General features: G+C 65.9%; 24 protein-coding genes and 1 tRNA gene. 15 read left to right on the top strand and 10 right to left on the bottom strand.

The window, feature by feature from the left end; translation table 11 throughout:
• The first annotated feature begins 96 nt into the window (after positions 1-96).
• Positions 97-813: a phosphatase PAP2 family protein gene (locus AC1MBW_RS02355; protein ID WP_480025307.1), complete on the top strand. Its 717-nt coding sequence runs from the start codon at positions 97-99 to the stop codon at positions 811-813.
• Positions 814-822: 9 nt separating this feature from the next.
• On the top strand, positions 823-2,811 hold the full coding sequence (locus AC1MBW_RS02350; RefSeq protein ID WP_480025306.1) for a helicase HerA-like domain-containing protein: 1,989 nt from the start codon (positions 823-825) through the stop codon (positions 2,809-2,811).
• Between the two features lie 37 nt (positions 2,812-2,848).
• Here AC1MBW_RS02350 and AC1MBW_RS02345 read toward each other — a convergent pair whose 3' ends face one another.
• The 3 genes from AC1MBW_RS02345 to AC1MBW_RS02335 all read right to left on the bottom strand — a co-directional run bounded on the left by AC1MBW_RS02345 (position 2,849) and on the right by AC1MBW_RS02335 (position 4,600).
• Positions 2,849-3,487: a hypothetical protein gene (locus tag AC1MBW_RS02345; protein ID WP_480025305.1), complete on the bottom strand. Its 639-nt coding sequence runs from the start codon at positions 3,485-3,487 to the stop codon at positions 2,849-2,851.
• A gap of 158 nt (positions 3,488-3,645) precedes the next feature.
• The gene (locus AC1MBW_RS02340) at positions 3,646-4,026 is read right to left on the bottom strand and encodes an RNA-binding S4 domain-containing protein (protein WP_480025304.1); all 381 of its coding nucleotides are present in this window, start codon (positions 4,024-4,026) and stop codon (positions 3,646-3,648) included.
• 49 nt (positions 4,027-4,075) lie between these two features.
• Positions 4,076-4,600, bottom strand: a complete 525-nt coding sequence (locus AC1MBW_RS02335; protein WP_480025303.1) for a YbaK/EbsC family protein — start codon at positions 4,598-4,600, stop codon at positions 4,076-4,078.
• A gap of 121 nt (positions 4,601-4,721) precedes the next feature.
• On the opposite strand from AC1MBW_RS02335, the gene AC1MBW_RS02330 reads away from it, so the two are divergent.
• The 5 genes from AC1MBW_RS02330 to AC1MBW_RS02310 all read left to right on the top strand — a co-directional run bounded on the left by AC1MBW_RS02330 (position 4,722) and on the right by AC1MBW_RS02310 (position 7,448).
• Positions 4,722-4,806: transfer RNA gene (locus AC1MBW_RS02330), tRNA-Ser, on the top strand.
• A 547-nt stretch (positions 4,807-5,353) separates the two neighbouring features.
• Complete coding sequence (locus AC1MBW_RS02325) at positions 5,354-5,923, top strand: recombinase family protein (protein WP_054146714.1); 570 nt, start codon at positions 5,354-5,356, stop codon at positions 5,921-5,923.
• A 308-nt stretch (positions 5,924-6,231) separates the two neighbouring features.
• Entirely contained in the window at positions 6,232-6,576 is a 345-nt protein-coding gene (locus AC1MBW_RS02320; protein ID WP_152970269.1) for a hypothetical protein, read from the top strand.
• 91 nt (positions 6,577-6,667) lie between these two features.
• Positions 6,668-7,126, top strand: coding sequence for a hypothetical protein (locus AC1MBW_RS02315; protein ID WP_480025302.1), 459 nt, complete (start codon positions 6,668-6,670; stop codon positions 7,124-7,126).
• A complete protein-coding gene (locus tag AC1MBW_RS02310; protein WP_369813635.1) occupies positions 7,086-7,448 on the top strand; it encodes a transcriptional regulator in 363 nt (120 codons plus the stop codon). Before AC1MBW_RS02315 ends, AC1MBW_RS02310 begins: the two co-directional genes overlap by 41 nt.
• A gap of 87 nt (positions 7,449-7,535) precedes the next feature.
• Here AC1MBW_RS02310 and AC1MBW_RS02305 read toward each other — a convergent pair whose 3' ends face one another.
• Positions 7,536-8,357, bottom strand: coding sequence for a formate/nitrite transporter family protein (locus AC1MBW_RS02305; protein ID WP_354594497.1), 822 nt, complete (start codon positions 8,355-8,357; stop codon positions 7,536-7,538).
• A 19-nt stretch (positions 8,358-8,376) separates the two neighbouring features.
• The gene (cynS, locus tag AC1MBW_RS02300; protein ID WP_054146748.1) at positions 8,377-8,829 is read right to left on the bottom strand and encodes a cyanase; all 453 of its coding nucleotides are present in this window, start codon (positions 8,827-8,829) and stop codon (positions 8,377-8,379) included.
• Positions 8,830-9,017: 188 nt separating this feature from the next.
• On the opposite strand from cynS, the gene AC1MBW_RS02295 reads away from it, so the two are divergent.
• From AC1MBW_RS02295 to AC1MBW_RS02280, 4 genes are all read left to right on the top strand, one after another.
• Entirely contained in the window at positions 9,018-9,791 is a 774-nt protein-coding gene (locus tag AC1MBW_RS02295; RefSeq protein ID WP_054146711.1) for a helix-turn-helix domain-containing protein, read from the top strand.
• A gap of 172 nt (positions 9,792-9,963) precedes the next feature.
• The gene (locus AC1MBW_RS02290; RefSeq protein WP_054146710.1) at positions 9,964-10,608 is read left to right on the top strand and encodes a DUF6226 family protein; all 645 of its coding nucleotides are present in this window, start codon (positions 9,964-9,966) and stop codon (positions 10,606-10,608) included.
• A 97-nt stretch (positions 10,609-10,705) separates the two neighbouring features.
• Entirely contained in the window at positions 10,706-11,293 is a 588-nt protein-coding gene (locus AC1MBW_RS02285; RefSeq protein ID WP_054146747.1) for a GNAT family N-acetyltransferase, read from the top strand.
• Between the two features lie 360 nt (positions 11,294-11,653).
• Positions 11,654-11,851, top strand: a complete 198-nt coding sequence (locus AC1MBW_RS02280) for a hypothetical protein (protein WP_152970327.1) — start codon at positions 11,654-11,656, stop codon at positions 11,849-11,851.
• A 77-nt stretch (positions 11,852-11,928) separates the two neighbouring features.
• Here the strand turns inward: AC1MBW_RS02280 and AC1MBW_RS02275 are convergent, their stop codons facing one another.
• Complete coding sequence (locus AC1MBW_RS02275; protein ID WP_054146709.1) at positions 11,929-12,468, bottom strand: hypothetical protein; 540 nt, start codon at positions 12,466-12,468, stop codon at positions 11,929-11,931.
• A gap of 292 nt (positions 12,469-12,760) precedes the next feature.
• Between AC1MBW_RS02275 and AC1MBW_RS02270 the strand changes: the two genes are divergently transcribed.
• Entirely contained in the window at positions 12,761-13,072 is a 312-nt protein-coding gene (locus AC1MBW_RS02270) for a hypothetical protein (protein ID WP_152970326.1), read from the top strand.
• A 97-nt stretch (positions 13,073-13,169) separates the two neighbouring features.
• Here AC1MBW_RS02270 and AC1MBW_RS02265 read toward each other — a convergent pair whose 3' ends face one another.
• From AC1MBW_RS02265 to AC1MBW_RS02255, 3 genes are all read right to left on the bottom strand, one after another.
• The gene (locus AC1MBW_RS02265) at positions 13,170-13,511 is read right to left on the bottom strand and encodes a hypothetical protein (RefSeq protein WP_054146707.1); all 342 of its coding nucleotides are present in this window, start codon (positions 13,509-13,511) and stop codon (positions 13,170-13,172) included.
• A 143-nt stretch (positions 13,512-13,654) separates the two neighbouring features.
• Positions 13,655-14,167, bottom strand: coding sequence for a hypothetical protein (locus AC1MBW_RS02260; protein WP_152970325.1), 513 nt, complete (start codon positions 14,165-14,167; stop codon positions 13,655-13,657).
• Positions 14,168-14,252: 85 nt separating this feature from the next.
• The gene (locus tag AC1MBW_RS02255; RefSeq protein ID WP_082383456.1) at positions 14,253-14,804 is read right to left on the bottom strand and encodes a phosphoribosyltransferase family protein; all 552 of its coding nucleotides are present in this window, start codon (positions 14,802-14,804) and stop codon (positions 14,253-14,255) included.
• Between the two features lie 437 nt (positions 14,805-15,241).
• On the opposite strand from AC1MBW_RS02255, the gene AC1MBW_RS02250 reads away from it, so the two are divergent.
• Together AC1MBW_RS02250 and AC1MBW_RS02245 are read left to right on the top strand one after the other, a co-directional pair.
• A complete protein-coding gene (locus AC1MBW_RS02250) occupies positions 15,242-16,303 on the top strand; it encodes a hypothetical protein (protein ID WP_152970324.1) in 1,062 nt (353 codons plus the stop codon).
• 91 nt (positions 16,304-16,394) lie between these two features.
• Complete coding sequence (locus AC1MBW_RS02245) at positions 16,395-16,685, top strand: hypothetical protein (RefSeq protein WP_152970323.1); 291 nt, start codon at positions 16,395-16,397, stop codon at positions 16,683-16,685.
• Between the two features lie 361 nt (positions 16,686-17,046).
• Here AC1MBW_RS02245 and AC1MBW_RS02240 read toward each other — a convergent pair whose 3' ends face one another.
• On the bottom strand, positions 17,047-17,481 hold the full coding sequence (locus AC1MBW_RS02240) for a hypothetical protein (RefSeq protein WP_054146704.1): 435 nt from the start codon (positions 17,479-17,481) through the stop codon (positions 17,047-17,049).
• 345 nt (positions 17,482-17,826) lie between these two features.
• Between AC1MBW_RS02240 and AC1MBW_RS02235 the strand changes: the two genes are divergently transcribed.
• The gene (locus AC1MBW_RS02235) at positions 17,827-18,180 is read left to right on the top strand and encodes a hypothetical protein (RefSeq protein WP_152970322.1); all 354 of its coding nucleotides are present in this window, start codon (positions 17,827-17,829) and stop codon (positions 18,178-18,180) included.
• The last annotated feature ends 119 nt before the right edge of the window (positions 18,181-18,299 follow it).

The raw sequence follows: 18,299 nt of genomic DNA, 5'->3' as shown, positions 1-18,299 counted from the left end.
CTCCTGCTCGTCGGTCGCCGAACCGCCCGTCGCGGTCGTCGACCCGCGCGTCGTGGTCGGCGGTCGTCGACCCGCGCCTCCCGGTACCGTCTGGGGATGCGCACCGACCCGCTCGCCCCGACGCCCGCCTCCCCGTCCGAAGAACGGGTGGCCCGCCGTGTGCAGCGACGGTGGTGGGTGTTCAGTGCGCTCGGCGCCATCGGCGTCGTGCTGCTGCTGGGCGTCGTGATCACGGCCCGCGCCGGCGTGATCGGCGTCGACGAGCGCTTCATGGGCGAACTCGTCGAACACCGCAGCCCGTTCTGGGACGTCCCCTCGTTGATCTTCAACTCGATCGGCGCCGGGGTGGTCGGCGTCTTCGTCGTCCCGCTGGGCGTCACCGCGGTGTTCCTGTTGCGCCGACGCCCGTGGGCCGCGCTCTACTGGATCGCCGCCTGCGCGGTCAGTGCCGGGGTCGTCCAGGTCGTCAAGCACACGTTCGGCCGCGCCCGCCCCGAGGACATCCTCGTGGTGAGCGACTACGGCTCGTTCCCCTCGGGGCACACGTCCAACGCCGCGACACTGGCCGTCGTGCTCGGAGTGATCCTTCGACGCGTCTGGGTGTGGGTCGCGGGTGTGGTCTACACGGTGCTGATGCTGCTCAGCCGCACGTACCTCGGGGCGCACTGGCTGACCGACACGATCGGCGGGCTGCTGATCGGCGCCGGGGTCGCGGTGGTGCTCTGGGCCCCGGTCGCGCACCGGTTGCTCGACGAGCAGGAGCGCGTGCGCGGTCGCGGCTGGATCTGGGAGGGACGCATCGAGGGTGCCTAGGCTGGCCGCATGACGGACGCGCTCGAGCAGGCCAGGGCGGAGGCCGCCGCAGCGGTCGCCGCCGCCGAGAAGGCGAAGCAGGACGCGGAGGCGGCGCTCGCGAGGGCAGAGCAGCTCGCCGCCGAGGCGGTCGGGTCCGAGCAGGCGCAGGCCGAGGCCGGGCAGGCGGACGCCGAGCAACTCGCGGCCGAGGCGGATGTCGCCGACGCCGCGGCCGACGCCGGGCTCACCGAACCCGAGCCGGTCGCGGGCGCCCCGGTCGAGGGGCTGCCCACCCCGCCCGGAGGGCCCCTCGACGAGGCCGCGGTCGACGTGGTCCGAGCGGGTTACGGCTTCGACGGGCCCGCCCTCGAGCTCGGCGCCCTCGTGAACGGCGAGGCGCGGGTCGATGTGCCCGTGCGCATCCCGCTGGCGATGCTCAACCGGCACGGGCTCGTGGCCGGGGCGACCGGCTCGGGCAAGACCAAGACCCTGCAGGTGCTCGCCGAGCAGCTCTCGGCGGCCGGGGTGCCGGTGTTCGCCGCGGACGTCAAGGGCGACCTCTCGGGCATCGCGACCCCGGGCGAGGCGAGCGACAAGCTGTTGGCCCGTACGCGGGGCATCGGCCAGGACTGGTCGCCGCAGGCCGCACCGACCGAGTACTTCGCCCTGGGAGGCAAGGGCACCGGCGTGCCGGTCCGCGCCACGGTCAGCGGTTTCGGGTCGCTGCTTCTCAGCAAGGTGCTCGGCCTCAACGACACCCAGGAGAGCAGCCTCGGCCTGGTGTTCCACTACGCCGAGCGGGCCGGGCTGCCGCTGCTCGACCTCGCCGACCTGCGGGCGGTGCTGACCTGGCTGACCAGCGACGAGGGCAAGGGCGAGCTCGACGGACTCGGCGGGCTGAGCAAGCAGACCGTCGGGGTCATCCTGCGCGAGCTGATCACCTTCGCCGACCGCGGGGCCGACGCGTTCTTCGGCGAGCCCGAGATCGACACCGCCGAGTTCCTCCGCACGGCAGACGACGGTCGCGGCATCGTGAGCCTGCTCGAGGTGCCCGGGGTCCACGACCAGCCGGCCCTGTTCTCGACCTTCCTGATGTGGCTGCTCGCCGACCTCTACAACGACCTGCCCGAGGTGGGCGACCTCGACAAGCCCAAGCTCGTCTTCTTCTTCGACGAGGCGCACCTGCTGTTCACGGATGCGTCGAAGGAGTTCCTGGCCCAGATCACGCAGACCGTGCGGCTGATCCGGTCGAAGGGCGTCGGCATCGTCTTCGTGACGCAGACCCCCAAGGACGTCCCCGGCGAGGTGCTCGCGCAGCTCGGGTCGCGCGTGCAGCACCAGCTGCGCGCCTTCACGCCCGACGACGCGAAGGCCCTGCGGGCGACGGTGTCGACGTACCCGACGAGCGACTACGACCTCGCCGAGGTGCTCACCACCCTGGCCACAGGGGAGGCGGTGGTGACGGTCATGAACGAGAAGGGGGCTCCCAGCCCGGTCGCGTGGACCCGCCTCCGCGCCCCGCGCGGCTCGATGTCGCCGACCCCCGCCGACGTCATGACGGCCGCCGTCGCCGCCTCGCCGCTGACCGCCGCCTACGGGGCGTCGATCGACCGCGACTCGGCCCGCGAGATCCTGGCCCGCAAGCTCGAGGCCGCCGCGCTCGACCAGCGCGAGCGGACCGACGCCGCGGCACGTCAGGCCACGATCGACGCCCAGCTGAAGGAGGCCGCGGCCCGCGAGAGGGCGGACGCGAAGGCGGTCACCGCCGCGGAACGCGAGCGGAAGGCCGCCCAGGCCGAGTACGAACGTCAGCAGGAGGAGTTCGAGCGGGCCGAGCGGGCGGCCGCGAAGGCCCGTGCCGGACGCGGGGCGACGACCCGCGCCTCCTCGGGGTCCCGCTCGTCGCGGGCCGGGTCGACCGGGGGATTGCTCGGTGAGGTCCTCGGGTCGAGCGCCGGCAAGGCGGTCGTGCGCGAGGTCGTCAAGGGCATCTTCGGCACGCTGCGCCGGCGCTGATCCCCGAGCCGGCCCCGCCCGTTTCCGGCGGACGGGGTCAGGCGCCGCTGCCGAACGCCTGGAAGAGCACCACGAGGGTGCCGGTCGCCAGGGCGAACAGGGTGCCCGCGACGGTGACGCCGATCCACGGGCGGCTCTCGTACCAGTAGGGGCTGTCGGGGTAGGCGGCGAAGAACTCACGGCGGGTCAACGGATGCGGCAGGACGGCGGTCGGGATGCCGAGCGCGTCGACGACGGCCTCGACGGACGCCTCGGACCAGTAGGTGCCGCGCATGCGGAACAGGCGACGCCCCTCGTCGTCGAGGGCGAGCAGCTGCGTGACGGTCTCGGTCGAGTGGTCACGGTAGGTGCGGACGAGCACGAGAGAGTCGATCTCGTCGCGGCGCAGCCGCACGAAGCCGGGCAGCCAGCCGCGCTTGACGAACTCGGTGCGGGTGACGGCGGCGTACGAGAGGCGGTAGCGCCAGTACATGAGCAGCCCCATGACCACCACGCCGCAGGTCACGGCCAGGACGCCGCTCTGGTGACCGGTCGGCAGGGTCAGCCAGAGCACCGCGACCAGCACGGGCGACAGGCTGAAGACGCCGGTGAGCGTGGCACCCCGCGCGATCTCGCGTCGCGGCAGCACGGTGACGGCGCCGCGCTCGGTCGGCATCGCCGCGTCGGTCGTGCTCATGTCGTCCCCCAGGGTTCGGCGTGACCCCGAGTCCCCCGACCCGAGGCTGCTGCTGTCGGGGCAGCGCCGTGCCCTCAGCGTAGACGATGCGTTCGCACAGATACCGGACCCGTCCACCCCAGTGCGGGGAGCCCGCGATCGGGTGGGGTGAGCGGGTGTCAGCTCTCGGCGCGGTCCCGGAGGCGCTCGATCTCGCGGCGATCGCGCTTGGTCGGGCGGCCTGCGCCGCGGTCGCGGACCGGCACGGCGGCGACCTCTTCGCGCGGCGGTGGCGGGGGAGTGAGGTCGGTCAGGGCCTCGGCCGCGGCCGGTGCGCCGACGCGTTTCACGAGGCAGGTCTTGACGACGACGATGCGCTCGAAGCCCGCGATGCGTGCCCGGACCTCGTCGCCGGGGCGCACGGCCTGGGCGGCTTTCACGCGTTCGCCGTTGACCCGCACGTGACCGGCCCGGCAGGCGGCGTTGGCGGCCGAGCGGGTCTTGTAGAGCCGGACGGCCCAGGGCCAGGCGTCGACGCGGGCGGACGTGAGGGGCGGCATGCGTCGATGCTACGGGTGACCGCCGACCTCGACGACCGGGGGCCTGGGCTCAGAGGTGGTCGGCGGCGACGCGCACCGGGGTGCCGCCGGTCACGCGGACGAGCTCGTCGAACGTCGTGGCGAAGACCGTGTTCGCGGTGCCGGCGCTCGCCCAGAGCACGTCGTGGGCCTGCAGCGCGGTGTCGACGAGGGTCCGCACCGGGCTGGGGTGGCCGACCGGGGCGACGCCGCCGATCACCTGTCCGGTCGCGCGCTTCACCTGGTCGGCGTTGGCCCGCATGATCGGGCCGTGGCCGAGCGTCGACGCCACGAGGTCGGTGTCGACGCGGTGGGCACCGCTGGTGAGCACGAGCAGGGCTTCGTCGCCGGTGCGGAACACCAGGCTGCTGGCGATCGCCCCCACGTCGCAGCCGAGGGCGGCGGCGGCCTGGGCGGCGGTGTGGGTCGACTCGTCGAACTCGCGGACCTCGCCTTCGGCGCCGGCGGCGCGGAGGGCGGCGACGACGGTGCGGGCGCGCGGCGGCAGGGCGGCGGCGTCGAGGTGCTCCGAGGAGGGGCGGTGCGCGTCGGTCATGCCCCCGACGGTAGCCATGAGGGAGCCTCAAGCTCAGCAGCGACACGGGGGCGTCCGCCGGGCCCCGCGGAGTCCGGTACGCTGGTCTCGGTCGTGCGCCGGTTCACCGTGTGCCCGCCCTGGAGGATTCGCCTAGTGGCCTATGGCGCACGCTTGGAAAGCGTGTTGGGTGCAAGCCCTCAGGGGTTCGAATCCCCTATCCTCCGCGACAGAATGGCCCTTCCCTTCGGGAGGGCCATTCGTCGTTCTGTGCTGGTCTGGCGCCCTCCGGGCGCGTGCGGCTTCGCCGCGGGCGGCAGGCGTGACTTCGGGCGCGGTGGCTCGTCGACGTTGATGCGGCCGCAGCCTCGTCAGCGGCCGACACGACGTCGCTCGCCGATGAGGGTGGCCCTCGCCGGCGCAGAGTGCCGCTGATGAGCTGTCCGGCGTCGAGCGCCACCGACGCGCGGCCACGCCGACCGCGACCGCCGCCGATCGGACGGCGATGCGCTCGAAATTGTTCGAGCCTGCCCACGGGGTCTTCTTGTGCTGACGGAGGCGCCACCGGGAGACATATCCATGAGCCCCTTCGTCGGAGGAATCCCTCTCCCGTTCTCGAGACCCGCAGGTGGCCCGACAGACGGTCGTTCACCGGGACACCTGCTCGAGCTGTTCTCGGCGGGCTGAGGTCAAGTGGCGCCTGGCCTGGGAATTCGCGTATGCCTGTCCCGCAAAAATGCCCGGTGATGGGTGTCTGAACGCTACAGTCGTCGGATGCTCGTCGGATACGCCCGCGTGTCGACCTCGGGCCAGGATCTCGCAGCGCAATGTGACGGTCTTGCAGCACTCGGTGTTGACGATCAACACGTGCATGTTGACCACGGCCTCTCGGGCACCAGTCGAGCGCGGCCAGGTCTCCGAGAAGCGCTTGCCGCATGTCGTGCTGGCGACGTTCTGGTCGCCACGAAGCTCGACCGTCTCGCTCGGTCGTTGCGTGACGCCACCGACATCGCGGATGAGCTGACGAAGAAGGGCGTTGCGCTGAACCTCGGGGGAGCGGTCTACGACCCCACCGACCCGGTCGGCCGGCTCCTGTTCAACGTCCTCGGCATGGTGGCCGAGTTCGAAGCTGACCTCATTCGTGCTCGCACCCGAGAAGGCATGGCGATCGCCAAGGCCGCCGGCAAGCTCCGCGGCCGCAAGCCCAAGCTCACCGCGTCGCAGGAGAAGCACCTCGTGCAGCTGCACCGCACCGGCGAGCACACGACCAGTGAGATCGCCGAGCTGTTCGACGTGGCGCGATCGAGGGTCTACCGAGCGATCCAAAGAGCCGAGCAGGCCTAGATGGCACCCGAAAGAAGGGAGCCGCCCCGCCGAGAGCGCCTGAGGAACGGCCGCCGCCGTCCAGCACCACCGCGGACACGCGCTGAACTAGACGAGTGGCGACGGGATCGCGCCAACAGTGGAGCTCCTACATGGTGGCCTCGATCGTCATTATGGCTTTGGAGGTGGCTTGTCCGGCCCGTCCTGCGCTTCCTACGCTTCGTGTTCAATGGCCTGTAGGACCCAACACTGTTCCATTAGCCGATCGAGCAGCGGGCGCGAGTCGACTAGGTCAGTGGGTCCGGAGCTGATCTGACTACTTTCGAGTCATGCCCGATCGCCCGCTACCGCCCGCCCCAAGTGAGCAGCATCAACTGCGGCGGTACCTGGAAGCTGCCGTCCAGGAGTGGGGCGTGACGTACTGGCACGAAGACCGAAACTGGACCTCGGCTAATGGTCGCGAAGTCGTCTGCGGATGGGGGACCTACATCGACCGGGGGTCCCAGCGGGTGCCGATCAAGGTCTGGTTCGACGGACTTGACCATGACATCGCGATCTACGGTGAGCATCGGCGCAAGGACGAGTACGCCGAGTGGCAAGACCTCGCGGTCATGTCCACCGTGCTTGACGAAGTGATCAATGTTCTCGATCGGATGCGGCAGCCCGTCCGGTAGGGGATCGGTCAGGGAGACAAGTGCCAGAGCGTCAAGCAGGGTTGCAAACGGACCCTTGCTTTCCACATGGTTAAGTGAATAACTTGTCCACATGGAAAGCAATCATGCTCAGAGTCCTGCCTCTGCTCGCGACGCCCTGCATGGTCTCGAGCGTGACAGACTCGAACTGGCGCGAAGAACGCGTTCACCACGCTGGTATTACCCGGGGCTGGCACTGTTCACGGCGGCGATACCCCTGGCTCCCCTTGCTGGAGGCGTATGGGTCTTCGTTGTCATTGCTTTCGCTTGTCTCGGGATCGTCGGCCTCGAGCGGGCCTTCGTGCTCACAACGGGGATCTCCACGAACAGGGTCCCTGGCCCCAGATCGCTGATCGTCCTCGTCGTAATGGGCATCGTGGTGATCACGATGGTCTTCGTTTCCGGCCTCGCCGTGAATGCGGACTCCACGGAATGGGCGTTGATGGCCGGTACGGTGAGCTTCCTCGTCATGTTCCCGGGCGGATACGTCTATGACCACTTCTATGGCCAGGAGCTGCGGCGTGGCGTCTAGAGCACAATTTGACGAATCGATCCATGCTCCGACGAGGCTCCGCCTTTGCGCTCTTCTCCGCCCCGTCGACCACATCGATTTCTCGGTCCTCGCCATGACTCTAGGGCTGAGCGACGCGAACCTGTCCAAGACCGTCCGCGCGCTCACGGAACTCGGATACATGAGTACGACAAAAGAAGCCTCCACGACCAGGCGGGACGCGCGTCGAACCACCCGCATCGCACTCACGCCCGCGGGCCGGGACGCAATCGACGGGCACCTCGCCGCCCTCCAAGACCTCGCATTAGCCAAGGACCTGAGCGCTACAGCAATCGACCGTTGACTGCCCGATAGCCGATCGGCCAGCGGTCACTGTAGGTCGGCATGGCCGGGTGCGCCCCTCGCGAGAGGCGCACCCGTGGTCGCCGGCTCAGGCCTTGACCTTGAGTTGCCTTGCGGGGGCGGTCTTTGCGTGGGTGGCGTAGATGACGAGGCCGACGAAGGTCAGCCCGCCGACGAGGTTGCCGAGAACGGTCGGGATCTCGTTCCACACGAGGTAGTCGCCGAGCGTGAAGTTGCCGCCGAGCATGAGTCCGATGGGGAAGAGGAACATGTTGACCACCGAGTGCTCGAAGCCCATGTAGAAGAAGAGCATGATCGGCATCCACATGGCGATGACTTTGCCGGGGAGGCTGTCGGACATCATGGCGCCGACGACCCCGGTGGAGACCATCCAGTTGCACAGGACCCCGCGGACAAAGAGGGTGAGCATCCCGGCAACCCCGTGTTCTGCGTAGCCCAGGGTCCGGCCTTCGCCGATGTGTCCGATCGCTTGTCCGACCTCGCTGACGTCGGAGGAGAAGCCGAAGGTGAAGACGATTGCCATGAGAAGTGCTGTGGTGAGGGCGCCGGCGAAGTTGCCTAGGAAAACGAGCCCCCAGTTTCGCAGGACCGCACCGAGGGTCACGCCGGGTCGTTTGTCGAGCCAAGCGAGAGGAACCAGGGTGAAGACCCCGGTGAGCAGGTCGAAGCCCATCAGATACAAAAGGGAGAACCCGACGGGGAACAGGACTGCGCCCAGCAAGGGGGAGCCGGTTTGCACGCTGATGGTGACGGCGAAGACTGCCGCGAGAGCCAGGATCGCCCCGGCCATGTAGCTGCGGATGAGAGTGTCTCGGGTTGAGAGCAAGGCTTTGGCGTGGCCGGCGTCGATCATGCGGGCCGCGAAGTCTTTGGGGGCGATGTACGTCATGAGTATGTTCTCTCCGCCGTCACCACTGGTACTTCAGGAACTTGCCGTCGATGACGATCCGAACACGGTCGCCCTCGGGGTCTGCGCGGCGAGCGAGTTCGATGTTGCAGTTGATCGCGCTCATGATTCCGTCACCGAATTCTTCGTGGATGGCTTCCTTGAGGGCCGGGCCGTAGACACCGAGAAGTTCGTAGAAGCGGTAGATCGTGGGGTCGGACTTGAGTTCGTCGCCCATCACTCGGTATGGCTGTTCCTGCAGCGCGGCTACGGTCTCCTCGTCCAGGTCGAGCAGCTCGCCGGCCTTCGCTGCCAGCTCCTTGGGGAGGGCGTGAGAGCCGAGCAGCGCGGCGATCGTCCAGAGGAGTGGGCGGTCGAGTTCGTGGGCGAGCTCGGCCCACGTTCGACCAGACGTCGCGGCAGCCTTCCTGACTGTGCTCGTTGCCTCGTCGCGTCTGTCGTTCCATGCGGTCATGTCGGTCTCCTTCGGATAAGCGATCGAATCTCGCCAGATCACTGTCGAGGTCGCAAGTCTTGGCGGACAGGCTTTCCGCGAAGTTGACCCGGCAGATCGCGCAGACCGGGGCAGCTTTTACATGCTTGAAATAACGCCGCAATCGGCGTTCATGTGTCCTCGCTTAGCGTGAAGTTCGGGAGGCCCTCATGGCTGGCGGCGAGATGATGAACGACGTGACGCTCCTCGCGGCGGTCGTTCAAGATGCGCCCGTACCGCTGTGGGTCATCGATGAGAAAGGCTTGTTGTCGCTGGCTAACGACTCCGCGGCCCGCTTCCTCGGGTACCGCCGAGGCGCTGACCTGCAGGGCGGGCCAAGCCACGACCTGCTGCACAGACACCGTCCGGATGGTTCGCCGTACCCGTCTCACGAGTGCCCAATCATCAGCCTAGGCAGCGCGAAGGCCTCAGCTGAGTGGTTCGTCACGCTCGCGGGCGACGTCCGGGAGGTGTGCTGGACGACCAAGCCCGTCGGCACGTCCGGGCACGTACTCCTGACCTTCGCGCAGCCGCACCGCCGGCACCACGAGACGATGAACAGCCACCGCCCGCTGGTCCGTCAGATGTCGACGGCTGGGTCCCACACGCGGCTCCACCGCGAGTTAAGCCAGGTAATAGATGAGCGCTTCGTCGATCCGTCGTTCTCGACCGCGTCACTAGCTGACGCTGCCCACTTGTCGGTCCGATCGGTTCAGGTCATCTTCGCCGCGAGAGGTCGGTCACCGGCCGCGGAAATTCGTCGACGACGGCTGGATCATGCTCGATATCTTCTCGAGCGCGGGATGACAGTGCAAATGGCCTGCCACGAGTCCGGGTTCCTCGACGCCAGCACGTTCGCCCGTGCGTATCGGCAGCACTTCGGCTTCCCTCCTAGCCGTACATTGCGCGTCAACGAACTACCATCGCCACCGCTGTCGGGCTGATCCAACCCCAAACGCGACGCAGCGTCCCGATAGACGATCGCCAAGAGGGACGTGGTCTATGCCGTCGTGAGGACGGCCAGTCCTGGGGACGCTTCCCTCGACGAGGCGCCATTGAGGGGGCCGTTGGATTATCGGCCTCAACGGTGGGCTCTCGAGGGCTATTCTTCCGACCGTGAACGAGTACGCCCGTCCTGTCTTTGAAGGCGTCCGCGAAGTGATGCGTTCCCACAACATGGGCGACCAGCCGACCTGGGATTCTGGGGAGCGGTTCCGCCCCGTCGGTGCTGTTGCGCAGGCTCTCATCGAGTATGTCGATCGGGAGTACGACGTCGTCATTGATGCTCCGGTCGTGCTGCCGCCCACATACGCGCGTTGGCTCGGCCACGACGTGTCACGCATTGTTCGCATCTCGTCGGGTCGCTCCGGCGAGGTCACGGTGTGGCTGGTATTCCGTTCGGAGCCAGGAGTCATCTCTGTTTTCGCCGGGCTCTTCAGCCAGTTCGACATGTGGTTCTGCGGTTGTGACTTTTGCGATGAGACCTGGCAGGAGGTCGCCGACGCTCTGGAGGAAGTGTTCCTGCAGCTGGCCCGCGGTGGCGTCGCTGAGAGCCTCGAGCATGGACGGTCCCGACGAGCTCGGTGGTCTCTGACTAGCTCGAGCAGGGACTGGTCAGGCGTCATGCCGCTCAAGGGCGTTCGCAGGCGTGAGCGACGCCTCTGGGCTGAGCAACTTACTGAGTTGCCCGAAGGTCGTTGGTCCGGGTGGACCCCACGCCCGCCGGCCCTGCGTCACACCGATCGAGACCGCGCCACCTAACGCGAGGTGCTCCGTCCCGATAGGGGATCGGTGGCCGGCCGCTTGAGCGGGAGTGCAAGACTGGCTCAAATGGATTAGCGCCTGTCAGGATGACGGCATGGGAAAAGCCGTCGTCTTGCTCCTGGACGATCCGCGTCGTGCCGTCCTCGAGGTGGAAGGCTGGAGCGTTGCAGCCCGGTCGTTCGGGGCGCAGCTGGATGCGCTGCGCGTCGACCGGCAGCGATTGCAGCAACTGGTGGCCGGGGTGGAGCGCTCCGGTTCCCTTCGCGAGCTGACGGTGGCTGACGTCGATGCCGTACTGAGCCTGGACGCGGCGACCTTTGACGACTATCCCGGGAGCGTTGCGACACGTCATGAACGACTCGACAGGCTCCGAGCGACTCCTTCCGTCTCTCGACGCGCCTTTGGGGTGTTCCTGCCGGCCGGGGAGCTGGTCGCCATGACCTTCGTCGATGTCGAGGGGGTCACAGCCGAGACCAATTTCACAGTCGTCCGTCGCGATCAGCGGGGGCGGGGGCTCGGTCTCGCCGTGAAGGCTTGCTCAGTCCTCGCGCTCCTCTCGTACGGCGTGACCCGGTTCCGAACGGGAGGGTCGGCCGACAACGCGGTCATCCTGCGAGCGAACGATGCCATGGGCTACATCCGCGACGAGGAGTGGGTCACCCTCGAACAGGACGCCCGATAGGGGATCGGCCACCGGGGCGAGGTCCAGTAGCTAGCCTGAGCGCGTGAGAGGTGTCGGCAAGCTGAGATGGCTCGGGGTCGTTGTGTCGGTTCTGGGCCTGGTCTTGGCGACCTTGTCCTTTGCGTTAGCGGACGGCGACGGGGCCGTGATTCTCGTCGGTGTACTTGCCGCTGCGTCAGGCCTGCTCGGGTTCGCGACGTTCTTTCTGAGCAAAAGGCCTAGATCGCCGTCCGATGACATCGATGAGACTGCCCGGTAGCCAATGACTCCCGGGCTATGCGCCGACGGGGTGAGCTAGAAGCAGGTGGAACGAGGGCGGGCACGCGAGGTCAGGCGAGATGGGAGGGCAAGATGAGTGCCATGGCACCCGCAGACCTTCTTCTTGCGATCGGGCTTGTGTGCGTCGTCGTCGCCGTTGGGATGAACATAGTCACGGCCGCTCGTTTAAGTGGTGGCAAGGCGATGTCGAAAGAGCGTCGCATCCGCTCTGCTGTGCTCACGGTCTCTATTGCTGTTGTGGGGCTGGTTTGCATGGTCGCTTGGTTCGTGCAGTCTTAGTTGCTCTGCCGAGCAAGCACGGGGCCGTCGTGTGCCCGTTAGTCGATCTATGCGCGGAGAGTCTTGCTGGTACGTCGTCATCTCGCAGTCGTTGCTGGCTGGAGCTGGGACCGCAAATCGTCGACCTGGTGGCTCTGGACGCCGAGCTGCAGGGTGCCCCGGTCGGTCTTAACGTCGATCACGTGCAGGGACGGGTTCACCGACCACATCTGTTTCTTTGACGGGCGTGCTCCGGAGTCGGCACCTACCTCATCCACCAAGTAGTCGACCGGTTCGCCAGATATGAACCGCGGCTGCCACTTGTAACGGCGGAAACGCATGCGTCCCGGGGACGCTTCGACTCGACCGTGCTGCCATTGCGTCTCTCCCGCGGTGCGGAGGGCGATCTCGAGTCGCTGCCCGAAGATCTTGCGACCCAGCAGAAGGCCGACGACAACGGCGACTACCGCGATGATCAGCACGGCGGCTCCGCCGCCTAAGAGGAAGCCACTCGAGAGCGGTGCATTTGATGTAGCTGCCCGCACGACGAGGACGATGCCCAGACCTATGACCAGCCCGACGCCGATGCTGGCTAGGCGGAAGCCTTGCCCTTTGAAGAGTGGTGTCTTCTGGCTCATAGCGGTCTCCTTCGATCACGTAAGCGCGTGAACACTGGCTGATCCTATTCACGACTGAGCAACCTGATGGTCTCGGTCGGCAGGTGACTGAAACGGCCGCGGTCGTCTCGATAGGGGATCGGTCATCGGTGATCGGTTGACCGCAAGGGAGACGCTGGCTGACGTTGGCTGGTAGTGCCCTTGGGCAGCCCGGCGCGACTGTCCGTGACAACATTCGTTCCTCCGGCTCTGGCCTAAACCCTCTCCAATCACACCTCCCCGCGAGGAAGTTGATCCCAGGGTTCCGAAGCTTGTGGACTGGGATCAGCACGGCATCGTCGGCACAATTGGCTCAGGACCTGCTGCGGGAACGACCGTGGTCGCCCACAGCTACAGGACAGAGACCGGTGGCCTTGACTTCCATGAATTGGAGTTCTGGGACGGCCCCGACCAGGTCTTCGATGCGGCCGGTCGGTTCGTCATGAGCGATTGGGTTACCGACAATCGAGTGCCCGGCGAAGAGGGTGGCCTCATCGACGCGCTGACCCGTGAGGTCGATGTCACCTGGTGGACCGACCGGGAACGAATCGACGCATTCTGGTCGATGCACTGGGACCCACGTTAGGGACTCGCCTTATCAGCTTCGGCGTATCACTTGGCGATCGGTCAGCGGTCGGTGCCCGAGGGGCCCGTCCCGCGGATCGTCCCTCCGGCTCAGGCCCCTAACAGAGAGAAGTGCAGGGGAGGCTTGCTGTGAGCACAAACATGCTCGCGTGGAAGGCCACAGCGGCAGCGCCATTCAGCCAGAGCGCCGGAACAAGTGCGCGGTGGCCACGCAGCATGCGGCGCCCAGAAAGTGCAGACGCCAGGAGCCACAGCGACAACTGCACGCCTACCAGAATTGGCCTAGCCCACAGGAAAACGTCGCCCATGATGTCGCGCCAGAGAACTGCGACGACGATGACGACCAAGGTCGCTGCGAAGCCGACGATCAGGACCATGATCGCTCCCGCGTCGACCCTGGCTGAGAGTCGCGGCGGCGCCAGCGGCTCGGCGGTGCTCATGACCCGAGCCTAGACGGCTCGTCAACGTCGCCGACAGCCCCGCAGAGCCTCACAAGAAGGTGCCCGTTAAACGATCCTCTTCCGTGCGAATGGAAGTGGCGCGGACGCCCAGTTGCCCTCAATGGTGCCGGGAAGGCTCAGTATCAGCGTCTCAAGCTGGTGAGCCACCGCACGAACCGTCCCGACTCTTCCTTCGGGGGATTTGGCTTCACTTCCCAGCTGAACGGCGGCAAGCCTTTCTGCTCCCGTTGCTCGTCTACTTCTCGCTGGAACGCCTCATTCCACGCGGCGTCAGCGGCCAGGAAGTCGTCGTGGTCGATGCTCCAGGTCACGTCCAGCTCTTCGGTCAGGAGGTCGATCAGGCCCCCTCCGTCAGATCTCTCTTCGTCGCTGCATCCTGAGACGAGAAGAGGTGACCCGTCATCTCGGAGCAGCTCATCTTCCAGCGCGATCAGGTGGTAGCCGAATGGTGGAACGAACGGGGTGTCATCACACCAGGCGATGACCCACTCGCCTGCGTGATCCCCACGTCCGATCCGTCCGGCGATACCGTCAGCTGGCCAGGTCGCAAAGCTAGGAACGCTGGTGCTTCGGGGAATGACTGGTTCGGGGGGACGGGCATAATGGGGCGGGGCTTGCGGAAGATCAAGGTTCATGATGCGTTACCAAGCCGGAGAACCGCGGCGCAGGGGACAAAGCCGTCCCGTTGGACGATCGTTCTACGGGCCGGACAAGGCCGGGCTAGAGGTCCCGAACCGATAGCAGTGAGCGAAGCGTGAGGGATCGACGAAGAGATGTCCTTTCGAGGCCGTCTACGACAACCGCTGCCCCGACCCACGACGCGCCGCTCATCTTGACCAGGCGGTGGCACGCTTCGGCCTGTGCCCCCGTCGCGATCCAGTCGTCGACAAAGAGCACCCTGTCGCCGGCTTTGAGAAGGGCCCGGCGCACTCCGAGGTGGAGGTTTCGATCTTGGTAGTCGGGGCCCGCGACGGTCTCCCACCAGGCGTCGCTGTCCGCTGATCTTTCCGGGTTCTTTCGGACCTCGGCGAAGCCGGTGTGAAGGTGCCGGGCAGTGAGGACCCCGAGCAGACTGCCTCTGGATTCGGTCCCCATGACGACGGTCGGAGAAGCGTCAGAGAAGAGCTGTGCCAGATCTGGCCCCAGTTCGTTGAGTATGTCTGCATCGCGCCACCATCGCGTGACATCGGCCCGAGAAACAGAGTCTGTTCGATCACCTCGCCACGCGAAAGCGTGCTTGAGTCGCTTAATGACAGGGGGCTCGGCATGCACACAATGATCATGCCAGTGAGCTGTGGCGACCTCGCTCGAGCCGTCCCGATAGAGGAGCGGTGACTGTAACGCGAGTCGACTCTAGAGGCGAGGCAACAACACCATGCCGACGACAAAGGTTGCGATCACCGCTAGGGCAGACAGGGCTAGGACAATCCTGCTGTCTCGAACGAACTTCTTGTCCGGCGTTTGGCCGGCTGCTCGGGACCTGCGAACGTGAACCAGTCGAACTATGGACCACACGAAGAATCCCAGCGACACGATGGCAACACTGCTCAGCATCTGTTGAGAATGGCAGACGCAGAGATGCGCAGCCGCAGAATGCCTGTCGAGTAGCCCGATAGGGAATGGTGCAGCGGCCATTTCGGCTCATGGGGGACGCGAAGGAGTCCGGTTCGGTGGCCTTAGGGATTGCTTGGATTCTCTAGTGTTGCGGCATGGCTGACCTCCCTTCGATGGAAACACTCGCGGAGCTATCCACACATTGGGGTCAGCGTTGGTCGCCGGCGCCGCCTGGTTCGGTGGAGGACTACCGCTTCGGCAGTGGGGTCCTCCTGGAGTTCGACAGGCTCCCGACCTTGCATCAGCATGCCGAGCAGGCCATGCAATACGCCGAGATCATCTTCCGCGACCTGACGCTTCTTCGAGCCCTGAGGCAAGGCGCAACCGACGCCAGCGTCTTCGTCTCGACCTTTGCATGGTCTCGTGGACCGGAGCCTGGAGATCGTGACTCGTGGCTCAAGCGTTTCTTCCCGGCACGCCTATGGCACTCGGACATCAGCGCGACGTGGATGGCCGATCCAGACTGTCCCGAAGAGCTTCCTATCTACGAGCACGCGTACGTTACCCAGCTCGGACTAGACGATCCTGGCCTTGCAGCCGCGTTGGCGCTTTCCTCAGGGAAGGATGGGGAATCGTTGGCGATCTACCCGTCAGATGCCTCGTGGGTGTTCACCCTTAAGGAGGACGGGGCCTTTGTCCGGACTGACGGGGACAGAGCTGCCGAATTGGTGGCTCAGTTCCCTGAATGGGTCGGGCGGGCAACCCGCGTGAGGCCATCGAATGCCCGCTTGGAAGACCAACGCGACTGGCAGATCGATTTCTCGTATCTCGACGAGCGGACTGCTTCGCGCATCTTGGACATGGCAGAGACCCAGGGGCTTCTGGAATGGCCAGCAGGTGGACGCCTCGTTGATCCTCGAGACGATCACATGCTGACCCTGTCTCGAGAGCAGGGGCAACGCCTCCGAGTGCTCGCTACTGACGCGCCGGGCCTCGTCGTGGACGACTTCACGGGCGAAGGTCGCGAGATGACCCCGGCCATGGTGCGGGAGGAAATCGAAGAGGGACAGGACCCCTTGGCGGGTCTCGATGAGTTCATCGACGAAGAGGCCTACCGTCATCCCGCCGAAGCCAAAGACGGCCATCTTCCGAAGCGTTTCTGGAGCCCACGGCACAGTTACGACGGCATCGACGGATCGGATCTCGCGTCTACCTGAAACCCGCAAAAGTTTGAAGGCCCGCCGTCCCAAAAGGGGATCGTTCATCGGCAGCCTTGGCGGTCGTAGTCGCGGAAGTTACGGTCGCTCCATGAAAGCTGTCCCAATTGATCCGCGAGATCAGACCTCGCAATTGGATGACCCGACCTATCGCGTGTACTTCTGGTCGGCAGATGGCGCGGCGAAAGAGGAGTGGGAACTCTCGGAGGCTGACCTGGGAGAGGTTTTGGATTGGGTCGCGACAAGTTCAGGTGGCCGTCGACACAGCCTTTGGGCCGTGACAAGCACCATGATCAACGTCACTCTCATTCGCCTCGAAGGTATCGACCTCGATGCGGACGCTGAGGCCTGGCCAGCATGGGCTCAAGAGGTGCGCCGCTAGCGGAAGGCGAGGCAGCCAGCAAGGCTTGCGCGCCTCGGTGCTCCTAGGCTGGGGTCATGCCATTCCGGTGCGATCAATGCTTGAAAAGCCTGCCTGGATTGCCCCGCCAGACAGCCACACGGAGCTTGTGCGACGACTGCTTCGAGGCTTACCAAGGTCACGCCGCCGGCCTTCTAGCTGGAGGTGGGGTCCCGGCTGCCATCGCTACCGCTGGTTGGCTTAGGCGTGTTCGGGGTTGGCGCAAGCGGGGGCGTCAAGACACCTGAGCACCGACGAGTTAGGGGACATGGTGCCACCGCCGCTATGGTGCGCCGAAGAGGTCGATGCCAGTCCCAATAGGCGGTCGCTTATAGGGCCGCGGTTACGGTCGCCGGGAGCTCAGCCAGCCCTGCCACCAGTGGCCCTGTCTGCGTGCCCCCTCGGGGGTGGTCCAGTCGAAGGGTCGGAGGCCCTGCTGCTTCCTCTCCTCGTCGATGCGATGCTCCAAGTCTTCGGACAAGGCGTCGAGGGCAGCGAGGTAATCAGCGCGTTCAGTGCTCCAGGCCACGTCCAGCTCGTCGGTGAGGAGGTCGATGAGACCGCCGCCGTCTGGATGCAGTTCGTCCTCGCATCCAAAGACGAGGAGAAAGGAACCGTCTTCTTTGCGGAGCTCGTTGGCCGGCAACATCAGGTGATACTCGAACGGCGGAAGAAACGGGACCTGGTCGCACTCCGCGACAACCCAGCAGCCCGTGTAGTCACCCCGCCCGATGCGTCCGCCGATACCTGCGTCAGGCCATGTCTCGAAACGTGGCACGGCCGCGCTTCGCGGGATGCCCGGCCCTGGGTCAGCTGACCTGGGCGGGCTTCCCGGGTTCGGGTGCCGTCTGCGGAAGATCACGTCTCATCTTCATCTATCCCGTGGGACGAGCTGCAACTCTGGACCTGCTCGCGCTGCCCGGTAGGGGATGGACGATCGGACAGGACTAGGCCGACTGGGCCAATGCTCAGCTGTGCCCACTGAATAGGCTTGAGCCAGAGGCAGCCCTCGACAGGGTCGCCGGGATAAGGGGAAATGAGGCCAGAAACGTCCCGGAGCAAAGCTGAGACCACTGATATGCGATCTCTGCGGCTGTCCGTTGTGGGTGACCTAGCTGCCACCGTGGAGGAGTCTCCTCAGAGCGGAGGGCGCTCCTGGCGGCTGTTTGGGCGTGCAACTCAAGTTTCTCTTGAATTCGAGTGCCTGCGGGGGCCATACCTGCTGATCACACTGGCAAACTCGCTCGTCGTCGAATCTGCTGCCGGATTCGATGGCCTGCACGACCTGTTCCGTCACTTTGATCGAGACGAGGCCTTTGTGGTCCTGTCGTCCACCACAGGAGGCCACGTCTATTGGTGGCTTGAGATCGGTGATCAGCAGGTCGTCCCGCGGCAGTACGTCGAATGGTCGTGGCGATCACGCGGCGCTCGAACGCAGGAGAGAACACTGTTGCGCGAAGACGGCGTCTACTTCTGATTCCATCACGCTCGAGTGCCGCATCAGACGTTGTGCGTAATGCGAATGCGTCAGAGTTGCCTTTGACGTCTGTCACGGGGAAATCTGAACGGCGAAGGGGAGTGCCCGGTAGGGAATCG

The sequence above is a fragment of the Frigoribacterium sp. AP1 genome, assembly GCF_056680555.1.
Note: the sequence above shows the minus strand (reverse complement) of the source record. Positions and strands in the feature narration are given on the sequence as shown.